This is a genomic window from Sphingomonas flavescens (genome assembly GCF_030866745.1).
Classification (GTDB): domain Bacteria; phylum Pseudomonadota; class Alphaproteobacteria; order Sphingomonadales; family Sphingomonadaceae; genus Sphingomicrobium; species Sphingomicrobium flavescens.
In genome coordinates this window covers 287929-301555 of record NZ_CP133016.1, presented here as the reverse complement: position 1 = coordinate 301555, position 13627 = coordinate 287929, and the positions used below count along the sequence as shown (strand labels likewise).

Here is a 13627-nt window from a genome sequence, read left to right as displayed (position 1 = left end):
GCCGCGTCAAAGTGCAGCGGAAAATGCACGGGCGGCGCTTGCCCGCGATTGCCGATGTGCTTAGGCGGATTGGGATGGACGACAGCGAGATTGTAGCGGCGCTGGAGCGGGCGGAACGCGCGCTGCAGCGGATCGAGCGTAGCCTTTCCCATCGGCAGCCGCCGGTGATGCGCGACGAAGAACTGCGTGCCAAAGTGCGCGAAGTCGTCGAAGAGCTCGACGAGCTGATCCGGCAGGCCGCGGCCTGATGGCGACGATGGTTGATCTGACGATCGCGGGGCGCACCTACCAGGTCGCCTGCCGCGAGGGCGAGGAAGACAATCTGCGCAGCGCGGCGCGCTTGGTCGACGGCAAGAGCCGCGAAGCGCTCGCCGGCTTGGGGACGCTGAGCGAGGCGCGGCAATTCCTGTTCGCGTCGCTGCTGCTGGCGGACCAACTGATAGACAAGCCACGCGACGAAAATGCGCCGCCGCCGCCCGCACGGCCGGACCCGGCGCTGATCATGCGCGCCGGAGCGTTGGCGGACCGGCTCGAATCGCTGGCGCAGGCGCTTGAGCAGGACGCCGCGACCTCCTAAATCAGGACGTGACGGGCACTGCCTGGTGCGAGCCTTCGGAAAATCCCTGAGGCGATTCACTCCACTTGGGAGCTGTCCCTGCCCCGATCATGCGGTTTTCCGCCGGGTCGGGAGCATATGGCGCCCACCTGACGTTTTGGCGTCAGAGGATTTTAGGGCAAACGGCCATGGTGGTCCCGTCACCTCCCTTCTTTCGCGGCCCCGGCCCACGCCTGGAACCGCAGATCGAGCCGCTCGGCAAGGACGCGCTGCGCCGTGCCGCGCTCGACGCGCGCAAAGCATTCGTGCGGACCTTGTCGGACGGAGAGCGGACGCTGGCCGAGCAGCAGCTCGCCGAGCATCTCACCTCTCTGTGCGCGGAGGCGAAAGTGGTCGGCGGCTACGCACCGATGGGGTCGGAGATCAGCCCGCAGCTGGCGATCGAAGAGGCGCGCGCAATTGGGCGGATCGTCGCGTTCCCGGCGTTCGACGATCCCGGGAAGCCGTTCAAGTTTCGCGCTGGCGATCCGCTTCAAGCTGGGCCTTTCGGGATCATGCAGCCCAAGCGCAGCGCCCCCGTCGTCGAACCTGACCTGATCCTCATCCCGCTGATCGCCATCGACGCGTCGGGCACGCGGCTCGGACGCGGCAAGGGTCATTATGACCGCGCGCTCGTTCGGCTTAAAAAGAGCGGGGCACGGCTGATCGGCGTCGGATGGTCGATGCAGCGCATTGCGGACATCATTCCGGCAGACGAGTGGGATATCCCGCTCGACGCCTTCGCCAGTCCTGGGGGGGTCGAGATCTTCCATCGCTGACCGCTGCGTGGCCCGATTGTCACAGTCGCGCAGAGATTGCTGCTGTTGGCAGCGATCGAGGAAAATCGGTCACCATTACCCTTCGTTTACCGTCCCTTGAATGTTATTGCGTTAGCATCGCCGCTCGGAGCTTCCGGCTGCGATCAGGGGCTTTTCATGCGTACCAAGGTCATCACTGTGGTCGTCATCCTGGCCATTAGCGGCGGGCTATTCGCTGCCATGCGCGGGGAAAACCGTGCCGATGCCGCGGCGGGCAATTGCTACGCTTCCGCGCAAGGCCCGTCGGCGCCGACCATCTGCGAATAAAGGGCACGCGCTTTTCCACTGGCGCTATGCTAGGCGCCGCGCCTCATGGCGGCACCTCAACCCTCTTCCCGCACCTTGCCGGGAATTGCACTGATCCTGTTGCTCATCGTCGTCTGGGCGACGTTTGTCGCAGGACTCGCCCATGTCGTCGGGCAATGGCCTGTTCTCATTCAGGCGCCATTCTATCTATTTATGGGAATAGCGTGGATTATCCCGCTGAAACCGTTGGTAAGATGGATCCAGACTGGCTCCTTCCGCGCCGGTTGAAGCAGCCGATTTGAATTTGGTGTATTAGTTAGGTATAGCACGACAAATGACTTCAGCAGTGACCCTAGCTCGCCCGCTCGACGGGCTTCGCAGCGCGACACGTCGCGCGCGGGAGCGTGGTCTTGCGCTTTTTCATCACCACCCGCGTGGTACGCTGGGGGTTGGGCTCTTCGGGCTGGTTGCGCTTTCAGCCGCAGCGGCAACCCTCGTCACGCCGGGAGCTCCGCCGGAGGTCCGGGCGGCGCCCCCTGCTCCGCCGCCACTGATCATGAAGCAGCTCGCACCCGAGCAGGCGCTGAAGGTCAATGCCGAGATACCGGTCACGAGCGGCCCGAACCCGATCGCTGCCCCGTTCCGTTTTGCTGGGAACGCATCGGCCCATGCGCAGGCCCTGAACTGCCTGGCCAGCGCCGTATATTATGAGGCCGGCAATCAGGATGCGGACGGCGGCCGCGCCGTTGCCCAGGTCGTGCTGAACCGCGTCCGCCATCCGGCCTTCCCTGGCAGCGTTTGCGGAGTCGTGTACGAGGGATCGACCCGCGCGACCGGTTGCCAGTTCACGTTCACGTGCGACGGGTCACTCAATCGCCAGCCCGATGCCGACGGCTGGCGTCGCGCAAAGCTCATCGCGGAGCAGGCGCTGAACGGTGCGACCTATGCACCGGTCGGCTGGGCGACGCATTATCACGCCAATTATGTCGTGCCCTATTGGGCTTCCTCAATGACGAAGAACGCCATCGTCGGCGCCCACCTGTTCTATCGATGGGCGGGAAACTGGGGCCAGCCGTCGGTGTTCGCGAAAGTCTATGACGGCCGAGAGCCCAATGCCGCAGCGCTGCGCACCGCGGCGCTTGCGGTCCCGCATATCATTCCCGCCTATGGCGAAAACCAGGTCGCGAAGGCGATCGAAGCAATTCCCGGTGCCGAAGCGCTCAAGCTCGCGCCTTCGCTGCGCGGCGACAAGCGCGTGGCTGTCCGCTTCAATCTCGCGGCGCGCAAGGCCGCGGATGACGTCAAGCACGAAGATTATTCGAGCAAGTTCGCGGCGTCCGACAACCTCAAATGGTCGCTTTCGAGCGATACCGTTGCGGACAATCAGCAGCCGCTTGGAACATCCACTGCGCCCGTGAGCGCCTCGGGTGCAACCGCTCAGCGCTAGTTGGCAATCGCGGGACGCAGGTCCCGCTCGACTTGCCGCCGGATCCCGTCCTGCCGAGCGTCCGCGCCGACCGCATCGTCCGAAAGCAATGCTGCCGCGCTTCTTACCCGGCCAGTCACCGCCAATTCGCTGAAGGGGCCCTGGTCACGTAAGGGATCGCGATCCTGCAGTTGGACGACCGCGGAATCAAAGGCGACGCAACGGTCAAATCGCGCGATCGTAGGCTGGTCACGCAGCATTGCTTGACAAGCGCGACTGTGTGCGGCGAGACCCAGTTCATCGCTCGTTTGCTTCAGGTGCTGAGCCTCGGCGGCCGACCGGTCGATCTCCCTAACCTCGAGTGGCCGGTTCATCGGACTTGGCGACACTCTGGTCGTCACCCCCCTGCTCATCGGAAAATTATTTTTCGCGACGTCCAGCGGCGGAGCGCTCTGCAGCACAAGAAATATGCTGGAACCGGCGAGCACTAGCGCAAGCCATAGCCAGGCTCTGCTTCCCCCTGCCCGTTCCTCGTCGATCTCGTTGAAGTCGAGGGGATCCCGCAGGTTACGGTCGCGCCTGAGCTCGCCGTATGCGCGATTGATCTCCATCGCGCGCGACGCATCGCCACCCCGATCCGGATGGAACCGCTTTATAAGTTGCCGGTAAGCGCGCTCGATCGCGGCATCGTCGGCTTCGGGCTCGAGACCCAACACTTCATATGCTGAACGATCGCCCATCCGTTTCGGACGGTATCCACTCCCATTCCTTGTGGAAAGTGGCGCGAGTGACGGGGCTCGAACCCGCGACCTCCGGCGTGACAGGCCGGCGCTCTAACCAACTGAGCTACACCCGCGTTTTGGCGTGGGCGGGCACCTATTAGGGGGCCTTGGAGGTGTCAACCATCGCCGGTCGCATTTCCTGCCGTTCATCCACTTCTTCTTCGTCGGGGTCGCCGACATGAGTCAGCGTACCGTCTTCGAACAGGAAGCCGGCGATGTCCGGTGTTCCCGCAGCAGAAAAGACGGTCTTCATGATGATCAGAAGCGGCACTGCGAGCAGCGCCCCGGTGGTTCCCCACACCCAGGCCCAAAAGGACAAGGAGATGAGAATCGACAGCGGGCTGATCGTCAATCGATGTCCCACCACCATCGGGGTGAAGAAATTTGCCTCGACAAGGTGGAAGCCGATGAAAGCGGCCGGTGGAAGCAAGGCAGCCCAGACGTCCGGAAACGTCATCAGCGCGCCAAAGAACAGCAACAGCGCGCAAACGATCGGCCCTAGATAGGGAACGTAATTGGCAACCGCGACGATGCCGCCCCACATGATCGGGGACGGCATGCCGATCCACCACAGCACAAGTGCGGTCAATGTTCCAAGGCCGAGGTTTATCAACGTGATGGTGCCCAGATAGGTGGATGTCGCGTCGACGACTTGCTGGATGACGCGGGCCGTAGTCAGCGCGCCTTCGAAGCTGCCGCGGCTGACGATGGTTTTCTTCCGCATCGCGGTCCATCCGGCGAGAAAGAAGAAGATCACCAGAAGCGCGAAGAAGAGCTGGATCAGCAAATGCGGCGCGGATGTCAGCAGCAGGCTGGACATCGAGTTGGGAGTCTCAACGTGAACCGCCTGCGTACGCTCTTGCGAGATCACGATCTGCGAAGCGGTCTTGTTGATGAACTTGTCGAGGTGATTGTAAAGCTGGATGACGGGCTCCAGCGTGGCGCGCACCTTCGGTACCTTCGAGGGGATTTGAGCCACCCAGTCGCGCGCCGGGACGACGATTGAGCCAATCGCGAAGATCGCGAAGGCGATGAAGATCAGCACGCAAAGGCCAGCGGACGCTTTTGATGGTATCCCGCGGCGCTCGAACCATTCGAGCGCGGGCACCAGCGCAATGGCGACCACCAGCGCCGCCGTGACCGGCATGAAGAACTCGGCGCCGGCGCGGAGCGCGAATGGGATCGCAACGACCACGCCGATTCCGGCAATCAAGGTGAGCGACGCCAGTAGGCGGTCCCGCTTGGCGGTAATCGTCTCCGCTATCACGCGCGCTTCGTCATCGTAGTGATGGGCCTTGGTCTTCTTGCTGCGCGCGTCCATGAATGAACCATATCGTCACCGCAGTGCCGCCGCTAGGGACATAGGCCAAGGCGCCGGAACCTTCGGGTGCCGTAATGATTGGTGAAAACAAGCGCGGCGTAACCCTGAGCGGTCAAGCGTCGTTTCGGGGAGTGAATGACCGAAGCCGGTTTGCCTGAGCGTCAGCAAGAATCGCGCGGTGTCACCGTCTTTGATGGCGGCGAAATGGCGCGCCTGATTGCGGAGCGCGATTGGTCCGATTCGCCGGTGGGGCCGCCGGATACCTGGCCCCAGAGCCTCAAAACAACGGTCGGGCTGATCTTGCCCGCGGCCGCTCAGATCGTGGTGTTCTGGGGGCCGGAATATGTCGCGATCTACAACGACGCCTACGCCCCCGCGATCGGTGACAACCATCCTAAGGCGTTGGGACGGCCCGCCAGAGAGCATTGGGCCGAACTCTGGGACGATCTGGAGCCGCTGCTTCGAAGCGTTCTGGAGACGGGGCAGACGGTTTTTGCAAAGGACCGGGAGTTTTACGTTGAGCGGTACGGCTATCCGGAGACGGTCTATTTCGACATCAGCTACTCGGCGATCCCTGATGAAGCAGGCAAGGTCGCGGGTATCCTGTGCGTCGTCAGCGATACGACCGACCGCGTTCTATCCGAGCGTCGATCGCTGGAAGACAGAGAACGTCTCGTCCAGATGTTCGACCAGTCTCCGACCTTTACGGCGGTCATGCGTGGCCCCGGGCATGTGTTCGAGGTCGCCAATCCGGCTTACCTGCAACTGGTCGGCAATCGAGACGTCATTGGCAAGAGCGTTCGGGAGGCGCTGCCCGAAATCGCCGGCCAAGGCTTCTTCGAACTGCTCGACGACGTGTTTCGCTCGGGCAAACCGTATGTCGGACTGGATACACCCGTGCTCATCGACCGCGGCGGGAGTGAGGAAGAGCGCTTCGTCGACTTTGTCTATCAGCCGCTGACCGACGGTAGCGGAAGGGTCAATGGTATCCTGGTCCAGGGTAGCGACGTCACCGAACGGCAGGTAGCGCAGCAGCAACTCCGCGAAAGCGAACACCGTCTTCGCATGACGACGGAAGCGGCCAACATCGGCACATGGGATTTCAATCCGCAGACCGGTGAGCTGCGCTGGGACGCGCGCTGCAAGGAGCTGTTTGGGCTCCCGGCGGACGCCGACATCACCTATGACATTTTTCTGCAAGGCCTCCATTCCGATGACCGCGCCGCGACTGACGAGGCTGTTCAGAATGCGCTACGTCCGGACGGGCCCGGCGCCTACAGCGTTACGTACCGGACCATCGGCTTACAGGATGGTATCCAGCGGTGGGTCTCGGCCACCGGCCGCTCCGTCTTCTCCGGCGAGGGGAGCGAACGTATTGCCACCCGCTTTCTCGGGACGGTCATCGACATCAGCGCCTCCATGGCGACCGAGCAACGGCTGCGCGACGAAAGCCACAATCTCGAAGTTCTGAACACTACCGGGTCGGCCATCGCGGGCGAGCTTGACCTGCAGCGGGTTGTCCAGCTCGTAACGGATGCGGGCGTGGAATTGACGGGGGCCCAGTTCGGCGCCTTCTTCTACAACGTCGTCAATCCTGCTGGCGAAAGCTACATGCTTTACTCGCTAAGCGGCGTTGCGCAGTCGGCTTTCGAGCAGTTTCCGATGCCGCGGAACACCGCGATCTTCGCGCCCACCTTTGCCGGCGAGGGCGTCGTACGCTCCGACGACATCACGAAGGATCCGCGTTACGGAAAAAGCGATCCGCACTTCGGAATGCCGAAAGGTCATCTGCCCGTCGTCAGCTACCTGGCCGTTCCTGTCGTCGGTCGGACCGGCGAGGTCATTGGGGGTCTGTTCTTCGGCCATCCTGAACCGGGCCGTTTCGAAGCGCGGCATGAGCAGCTGATGGAAGGCATTGCTGCCCAGGCAGCCATCGCTATCGATAATGCCCGCCTGTTCGGCAATGCCCAGCACGAGATCGAACAGCGGATGAAGGCGGAACAGGCACTTACTGCGCTCAACGAGACGCTGGAGAGCCGCGTCGCGGAGGAAATCCAGCAACGGTCGCGCGTGGAAGAGGCTCTCCGGCAAACCCAGAAAATGGAAACCATCGGTCAGCTGTCCGGTGGCATCGCGCACGACTTCAACAACCTTCTTCAGGTCATTCACGGAAACCTTTCGATTATGCAGCGGCTGCTGCCGCCCGAAGACGAAAAGCTTCGCCGGTCGGTCAACAATGCGCTTAGCGGCACTGAGCGGGCAGCAGCGCTTACGAAGCGTTTGCTCGCCTTCTCACGGCGGCAACCGCTCGACACGCGTCCAATCGACGTCAATCGCTTGATCCTCGACATGACCGAGCTTCTGCACCGGACACTCGGCGAGACCGTGATCATCGACAATAAACTGAGCAGCGGCATCCCCAATGCACTGGTCGATGCCAATCAGCTGGAAAACGCGCTGCTCAATCTTGCCATTAACGCGCGCGACGCGATGCCGCGCGGCGGTCACCTGGAAATCGGTACCAGCGTCACCCGCCTCGATGATGCCGAACGCGCGGAACTTGGATTAAGCAAAGAGTGCTATGTTCTGATCACCGTGCGCGACGACGGCGAAGGGATGAGCGAAGAGGTTCGCCAGCGTGCGGTCGAACCGTTCTTTTCAACGAAGGAAGTCGGCCAAGGCACCGGGCTCGGTCTCTCCATGGTCTACGGGTTTGTGAACCAGACCGGCGGACAGCTGCGGCTCGACTCTGCGCTTGGTGAAGGAACAACGGTCGAGCTGTATCTTCCCTGCTCGACCGCCGAGGCTCGCCAGGAGAGCAATGAACCCGGTCAGGCCGAGTTGCCGCGCGGGCACGGCGAGCGCATCCTCGTATGCGAGGATGACGACGAGGTGCGCTTCTTTTCGACGGAGGCGCTGCGCGACCTTGGCTACAATGTCATAGAAGCGCGCGACGCCAATACGGCTCTCGTGGCACTCGCTGAGCATGGCGAGGTCGATTTGCTGTTCACCGATGTGGTGCTGCCCGGCGGCCGTACGGGTGCCGACTTGGCACGGGAAGCCAAAGCTCAGCAACCAGGATTGAACGTGCTTTTCACGACGGGCTACGCGCGCAGTGCGCTGGACCAGACGCCCGATGGCGAGCGTTCCCTTGAAGTGCTGACGAAACCGTTCGGTGTGGAAGACCTCGCGAACCGCATCCGCAACATGCTTCGCTAAGGCAAGTGGCTGGTGCCCCTGGTCCGACTCGAACGGACACTCTTTGCAGAACTCGATTTTGAGTCGAGCGCGTCTACCAATTCCGCCACAGGGGCCTGCGACTGCCGCTAGCTAGGCGAGCCGACGGCGCTAATCAATTGCGTGGTGATTGCCGACGATAACTAAGCGCCTCGGCGATGTGAATGCGCCCTACCTGCTCAGCGCCGGCAAGATCGGCGATGGTGCGCGAAACGCGGAGAACTCGGTGGAAGCCGCGGGCGGATAACCGCATGGCGTTGGCGGCGTCGGCGAGAAGCTTTCGGCCGGGTTCGTCAGGCGTCGCCACCGAATCCAGCAATTCACCGTCGGCTTCTGCATTGGTGCGCGGACCGTGGCCGTTGTAGCGGTCGGCCTGCCGCTGTCGCGCAGACGCAACCCGCTGGGCAACCTCCGCGCTTCCTTCCGCCGGCGGCGGCAAGGTGAGGTCCGCCGCCAAAACGCCCGGCACTTCGACGTGGAGATCGATACGGTCGAGGAGCGGGCCGGAGACGCGCGCCTGGTAATCAGCCGCGCAGCGCGGGGCACGGCTGCAGGCGAGCGCCGGATCGCCGAGATGACCGCAGCGGCAAGGGTTCATTGCTGCCACGAGCTGCACCCTCGCCGGGAACGTCACATGGGTGTTGGCGCGCGCGACACTGACGTTTCCTGTCTCAAGCGGCTGGCGGAGCGAATCGAGCACCGCTCGCTGGAATTCGGGAAGTTCGTCGAGGAACAGCACGCCAAGGTGCGCGAGGCTGATCTCGCCCGGGCGGACCTTGAGGCCTCCACCGACCAGAGCCGGCATGGATGCGCTGTGGTGGGGTGCTCGGAAGGGCCGGCGTCGGCGGATTTTGCCGTCACCCAACTCGCCGGCCACCGATGCGACCATCGAGACTTCCAGCGCTTCGCTGGGCTGCAACGGTGGGAGAATACCCGGAAGGCAGGCGGCGAGCAGCGATTTGCCCGAACCGGGCGGGCCGCTCATCAGCAAATTGTGACCACCGGCCGCGGCGATTTCCAGCGCGCGCTTGGCGACTTCCTGGCCTTTGACCTGCGCGAGGTCGGGCCCGCCATCCGGCGCTTCCGCTTCGACCACCGCTGGGATCGGGACGAGCGACGTGCCTTTGAGATGCGCCAGCAAGGCGAGCAGGTCGGGGGCAGCGATGACATCGAGCTGCCCGGCCCAACTGGCCTCGCCACCCTGTGCCGCTGGGCATATGAGGCCGAGGTCCAAAGACGAAGCGTGTAACGCGGCGAGTAACACCCCCGGCGATGGCGCGATACGGCCGTCCAGGCTGAGCTCTCCAACCGCGACATAGTGCGATAATGTCTCCGCGTCGGTCGCACCGATTGCGGCCAGTAAGCCCAGCGCGATGGGCAGGTCGTAATGCGATCCCTCCTTCGGCAGATCCGCAGGCGACAGGTTCACGGTGATTCGTTTCGGCGGAAGCGCTAGTCCGATGGCGGACAGGGCTGCCCGCACCCGCTCGCGGCTCTCTGCAACCGCCTTGTCGGCCAAGCCGACGATGATGAACGCCGGCAGCCCAGACGACAGCTGCACCTGGACTTCGACTGCGCGGGCTTCCAGGCCGAGATACGCCACAGTGGCGACGGTCGCGGCCATCAGGCCACGCCCCCACAACCGACCATCTTGTACAGAATTCCCCCTAGCTCGGCGGTTCAGACCTAAGCCAAAGCGGAGCTTTCCCGCAAGCGGCTTGCGCGAACGGCCATGGGTGGCCACATCCGGACGATGATATCGCGGGATCAGTGGCGCAGCTTCCTGGATCAGCCATGGGTGGAATGGTGCCTGTTCGCGCTTGGCGTGGTGCTGGTCATCATCGGGATCATCGTTGCCCCCCTGCCCGGCCCGGGCGGCGTTTTCTTCATCGCGCCTGGCGCGGCCCTGATTCTCAAGACCAGCATGTGGGCCAAACGCCGCTACGTGCGGTTCAAGCGCTGGCAGCCCAAAGCCGGCCGCTGGACGGACTGGGCGCTGCAGCGGCGCTCGGCCAAGCGCCGCGAGGCGATCCGCAAGGCCGAACAGCAGGCGACGACCCTGTCCGACGGTGGTCGAGGCAATTGACTTGCACGCGCACCTTCCCTATCGGCGCGCAGGACAGCGGCTGCCTGATGGGCGGCCCTTTTTCTTTTATTTGAACTTAAAGGCATGAGTGATGAAGCGCACCTTCCAGCCGAGCAACCTGGTCCGCAAGCGGCGTCACGGGTTCCGCAGCCGCATGGCGACCGTCGGCGGGCGCAAGGTGCTGAACGCTCGCCGCGCCCGCGGCCGCAAGAAGCTCAGCGCCTAGTTAATATCCGCAAGCGCGCGGATTTCCTCGCCGCCAACGGCGGCCTGCGCACGACGACCCCCGGTTTCATCCTGCTGATCCGCGATCGCAAGGACGCGGACACATCGATGCGCGTGGGTTTCACCGTGACCAAGAAGATCGGGGGCGCGGTCATCCGCAACCGGATGAAGCGCCGGTTTCGGGCGCTTGCCCGAGAAATCGTTCCCACCAAAGGCCTGGCGGGTGCCGATCACATCATGATTGGCCGCGCCAAGGGCGTCGAGCGTGACTTCGGCCTGCTTCGGTCGGAACTCGCAAGCGCATTGGACCGGCTACGGCCATGATCGCACGCGCGATGATTCTGATTGCGAAAGCGTGGCAGCGGGGCCCGTCGCAAGTGCTCCCGCCAAGCTGCCGCTATCAGCCAAGCTGTTCGGCCTATGCGATCACTGCAGTTGAACGCTATGGCGCCGCGCGCGGGGGGTGGATGGCGTTGAAGCGCATCCTCCGCTGCAATCCCTGGGGTGGCCAAGGCCACGACCCCGTACCGTGAGGATCAAAGTTAAGTGAACGACAGCAAGAACCTGATCCTCGCGGTGGTGCTGAGCGCGCTCGTCCTGCTCGGCTGGAGCTGGGCGGCGAACAAATTCTTCCCGACTGCGAATCCTCCAAGCACAAAGATCGAAGCGGGCAAACAGCAGCCAGTGCAACAGCCGAACGCGCAACCGTCGGCACCCGCAACGCCCAAGGCGACGATGTCGGTTGCGGCTGCATTAGGAAGCTCCCAGCGAGTTGCGATCCGCACGCCGTCGCTGAGCGGCTCGATTAACCTCAAGGGCGCACAGATCGACGATCTCGTGCTGCTCGATCAACGGCAGACCATCGCCAAGAACTCCCCGCCCGTGCGGCTGTTCTCCCCGCTCGGCGCGCCGGGAGCCTATCTCGCCAGCTTCGGGTGGACCGCCCAGAACGGCGCGGCTCCTGGCATGGATACGATGTGGACTGCCGATAGCCAGGAGCTCGTTCCCGGTCGCCCCGTCACGCTGACTTCGCAAGGGGCCGACGGCGCGCGTTACCAGATCAAAATCGCGGTGGACGACGGCTATCTGTTCACGGTGGCGCAGAGCGTCACCAACGGCTCCAGCGCCCCCTTCATATTGCGGCCGATCGGCCTCGTCAGCCGCGCCGAGAAGTCGCACGACCCCGATAGCTGGACGAACCACGTCGGGCCCATCGGTCTCTTCGGTGGCAAGGCCAATTACGACGTGAACTACAAGAACCTCGACGAAGATGGGCCGCAGCCCTTCAACAATGTCGACGGCTGGCTCGGCTTCACCGACAAATATTGGCTCACGGCCCTAATCCCGCAGGGCAGCATGGCTGCCGATTTCCGCCGCAGTCCGAGCGGCGGGTATCAGGCCGATTATGCTCTCGCACCGATCACGGTCGCACCCGGCCAGACTTCGACAACGCAGACGCGGCTATTTGCGGGCGCGAAGGAGAAGGCCTGGCTCGATCGCTACGAGGATGCCGGCATTCCGAAGCTGTCCAAGTCGATCGACTGGGGCTGGTTCGAATTCTTCATGCGGCCGATCTTCGACCTGCTGATGTTCCTGTTCCACACGGTCGGCAATTTCGGCGTGGCCATCATCTGCCTGACGCTCATCGTCCGCGCGATCATGTTCCCGATTGCGCAGAAGCAGTTCCAGTCGATGGCCGCCATGCGCAAGATCCAGCCCAAGCTGAAGGCGCTGCAGGAGCGGTTCAAGGACGACAAGCAGCGCCAGCAGCAGGAAATCCTGAAGCTCTATCAGGCCGAGAAGATCAATCCGGCGGCGGGCTGCTTACCAATCCTGCTGCAGATCCCGGTTTTCTATGCGCTCTACAAGGTGCTGCTGGTCAGCGTCGAAATGCGCCATCAGCCGTTCGCGTTGTGGATCAAGGATTTGTCGGCAGCGGACCCGCTGACCCCGGTCAACCTCTTCGGCCTGCTGCACTTCACCCCGCCGGCGTTCCTAGCGATCGGTGTGCTGCCGATCCTCGTCGGCGCGACGCAGTGGGGCTCGATGAAGCTCAACCCGCAGCCGATGGACCCCGCGCAGGCGCAGGTGTTCGCGATCATGCCCTGGTTCCTGGTGTTCATCATGGCGCCGTTCGCGGCGGGGCTGCAGCTCTACTGGATCACCAACAACGTGCTGACGATGGCGCAGCAATGGTGGCTGTACCGCAAGTACGGACTGCACCTTAAAGACACGCACCCGGTCGCAACGTGAGCGAGGCGAACGAAGAGCTGACGGAGCGCGCGCGGAAGCTCTTTGCGGGGCCGATCACGTTTCTGAAATCGGCGCCGGATCTTCGCTTCCTGCCTGATCCGGATGCGCCCGAAGTTGCTTTTGCCGGCCGTTCGAACGTCGGGAAGAGTTCGCTGCTCAATGCGCTCACCAACCGCAAGGGTTTGGCGCGGACGTCCAATACGCCTGGTCGGACGCAGGAGCTCAACTTCTTCGACGTGGGCGAACCGCTGCAGCTGCGGCTGGTCGACATGCCCGGCTACGGTTTCGCCGAGGCCCCGCGCGACATGGTCAAGCGATGGAAGCGCGTCGTGAACGATTTCCTGCGCGGGCGCGGGCCGTTGAAGCGCGCGCTGGTGCTGGTGGATTCGCGGCATGGTCTGAAGGACGTCGATCGCGAGATGATGCAAATGCTCGACGACGCAGCGGTCAGCTATCACGTGGTCTTGACCAAGGGCGACAAGGTGAAGCCGACCGAGCTTGCCAAGACACTTGAGGCCACGCGCGTCGAAGCCGCCAAGCACCCGGCCGCTCACCCGACGATCTTCACTACGTCCAGCGAAACCGGTAGCGGGATCGCGGAATTGCGGACGGCCATCCTCGAAGCCGCGACGACCTAG

16 protein-coding genes, 2 tRNA genes and 1 other RNA gene are annotated in these 13627 nt (G+C 63.4%); 14 read left to right on the top strand and 5 right to left on the bottom strand.

The features are described 5' to 3' along the window. Positions 1 to 11 precede the first annotated feature (11 nt). The 7 genes from QU596_RS01580 (at position 12) to QU596_RS01550 (ending at position 3106) form a co-directional block, all read left to right on the top strand. Positions 12 to 248 carry a hypothetical protein gene (locus QU596_RS01580; RefSeq protein WP_308516620.1) on the top strand — a complete coding sequence of 79 codons (237 nt, stop codon included), beginning with the start codon at positions 12 to 14 and terminating at the stop codon, positions 246 to 248. After that, positions 248 to 577 carry a cell division protein ZapA gene (locus QU596_RS01575; protein ID WP_308516618.1) on the top strand — a complete coding sequence of 110 codons (330 nt, stop codon included), beginning with the start codon at positions 248 to 250 and terminating at the stop codon, positions 575 to 577. Before QU596_RS01580 ends, QU596_RS01575 begins: the two co-directional genes overlap by 1 nt. Before the next feature lie 12 nt (positions 578 to 589). Continuing rightward, positions 590 to 758, top strand: a non-coding RNA gene (gene ssrS / locus QU596_RS01570) — 6S RNA. Beyond that, entirely contained in the window at positions 745 to 1374 is a 630-nt protein-coding gene (locus tag QU596_RS01565; RefSeq protein ID WP_308516616.1) for a 5-formyltetrahydrofolate cyclo-ligase, read from the top strand. The genes ssrS and QU596_RS01565 overlap by 14 nt, the downstream gene beginning before the upstream one ends. A gap of 156 nt (positions 1375 to 1530) precedes the next feature. Further along, a complete protein-coding gene (locus QU596_RS01560; protein ID WP_308516615.1) occupies positions 1531 to 1680 on the top strand; it encodes a hypothetical protein in 150 nt (49 codons plus the stop codon). Between the two features lie 45 nt (positions 1681 to 1725). Further along, on the top strand, positions 1726 to 1947 hold the full coding sequence (locus tag QU596_RS01555; protein WP_308516613.1) for a DUF2842 domain-containing protein: 222 nt from the start codon (positions 1726 to 1728) through the stop codon (positions 1945 to 1947). Between the two features lie 46 nt (positions 1948 to 1993). Next, positions 1994 to 3106: a cell wall hydrolase gene (locus tag QU596_RS01550; protein WP_308516611.1), complete on the top strand. Its 1113-nt coding sequence runs from the start codon at positions 1994 to 1996 to the stop codon at positions 3104 to 3106. Here QU596_RS01550 and QU596_RS01545 read toward each other — a convergent pair. The 3 genes from QU596_RS01545 to QU596_RS01535 form a co-directional block, all read right to left on the bottom strand. Further along, complete coding sequence (locus QU596_RS01545; protein WP_308516609.1) at positions 3103 to 3825, bottom strand: J domain-containing protein; 723 nt, start codon at positions 3823 to 3825, stop codon at positions 3103 to 3105. The genes QU596_RS01550 and QU596_RS01545 overlap by 4 nt on opposite strands. A 39-nt stretch (positions 3826 to 3864) precedes the next feature. Continuing rightward, positions 3865 to 3941: transfer RNA gene (locus QU596_RS01540), tRNA-Asp, on the bottom strand. A gap of 23 nt (positions 3942 to 3964) precedes the next feature. Next, positions 3965 to 5188, bottom strand: coding sequence for an AI-2E family transporter (locus tag QU596_RS01535; protein ID WP_308516607.1), 1224 nt, complete (start codon positions 5186 to 5188; stop codon positions 3965 to 3967). A 135-nt stretch (positions 5189 to 5323) separates the two neighbouring features. On the opposite strand from QU596_RS01535, the gene QU596_RS01530 reads away from it, so the two are divergent. Further along, on the top strand, positions 5324 to 8407 hold the full coding sequence (locus QU596_RS01530) for a GAF domain-containing protein (RefSeq protein ID WP_308516605.1): 3084 nt from the start codon (positions 5324 to 5326) through the stop codon (positions 8405 to 8407). A gap of 10 nt (positions 8408 to 8417) precedes the next feature. On the opposite strand, the gene QU596_RS01525 is transcribed toward QU596_RS01530, so the two are convergent. Both QU596_RS01525 and QU596_RS01520 read right to left on the bottom strand, forming a co-directional pair. Next, positions 8418 to 8502, bottom strand: a tRNA-Leu gene (locus QU596_RS01525). A gap of 38 nt (positions 8503 to 8540) precedes the next feature. Then, a complete protein-coding gene (locus QU596_RS01520) occupies positions 8541 to 10049 on the bottom strand; it encodes a YifB family Mg chelatase-like AAA ATPase (RefSeq protein WP_308516603.1) in 1509 nt (502 codons plus the stop codon). A 129-nt stretch (positions 10050 to 10178) separates the two neighbouring features. On the opposite strand from QU596_RS01520, the gene QU596_RS01515 reads away from it, so the two are divergent. The 6 genes from QU596_RS01515 (at position 10179) to yihA (ending at position 13627) form a co-directional block, all read left to right on the top strand. Further along, on the top strand, positions 10179 to 10511 hold the full coding sequence (locus QU596_RS01515; RefSeq protein WP_308516601.1) for a PGPGW domain-containing protein: 333 nt from the start codon (positions 10179 to 10181) through the stop codon (positions 10509 to 10511). Positions 10512 to 10602: 91 nt separating this feature from the next. Continuing rightward, positions 10603 to 10737 carry a 50S ribosomal protein L34 gene (gene rpmH / locus QU596_RS01510; protein ID WP_037504084.1) on the top strand — a complete coding sequence of 45 codons (135 nt, stop codon included), beginning with the start codon at positions 10603 to 10605 and terminating at the stop codon, positions 10735 to 10737. A gap of 5 nt (positions 10738 to 10742) precedes the next feature. Continuing rightward, complete coding sequence (gene rnpA, locus QU596_RS01505) at positions 10743 to 11060, top strand: ribonuclease P protein component (protein WP_308518020.1); 318 nt, start codon at positions 10743 to 10745, stop codon at positions 11058 to 11060. Then, a complete protein-coding gene (gene yidD, locus QU596_RS01500) occupies positions 11057 to 11269 on the top strand; it encodes a membrane protein insertion efficiency factor YidD (protein WP_308516600.1) in 213 nt (70 codons plus the stop codon). The genes rnpA and yidD overlap by 4 nt, the downstream gene beginning before the upstream one ends. 13 nt (positions 11270 to 11282) lie before the next feature. Next, a complete protein-coding gene (yidC, locus tag QU596_RS01495) occupies positions 11283 to 12989 on the top strand; it encodes a membrane protein insertase YidC (protein WP_308516599.1) in 1707 nt (568 codons plus the stop codon). Next, complete coding sequence (gene yihA / locus QU596_RS01490; protein ID WP_308516598.1) at positions 12986 to 13627, top strand: ribosome biogenesis GTP-binding protein YihA/YsxC; 642 nt, start codon at positions 12986 to 12988, stop codon at positions 13625 to 13627. The genes yidC and yihA overlap by 4 nt, the downstream gene beginning before the upstream one ends.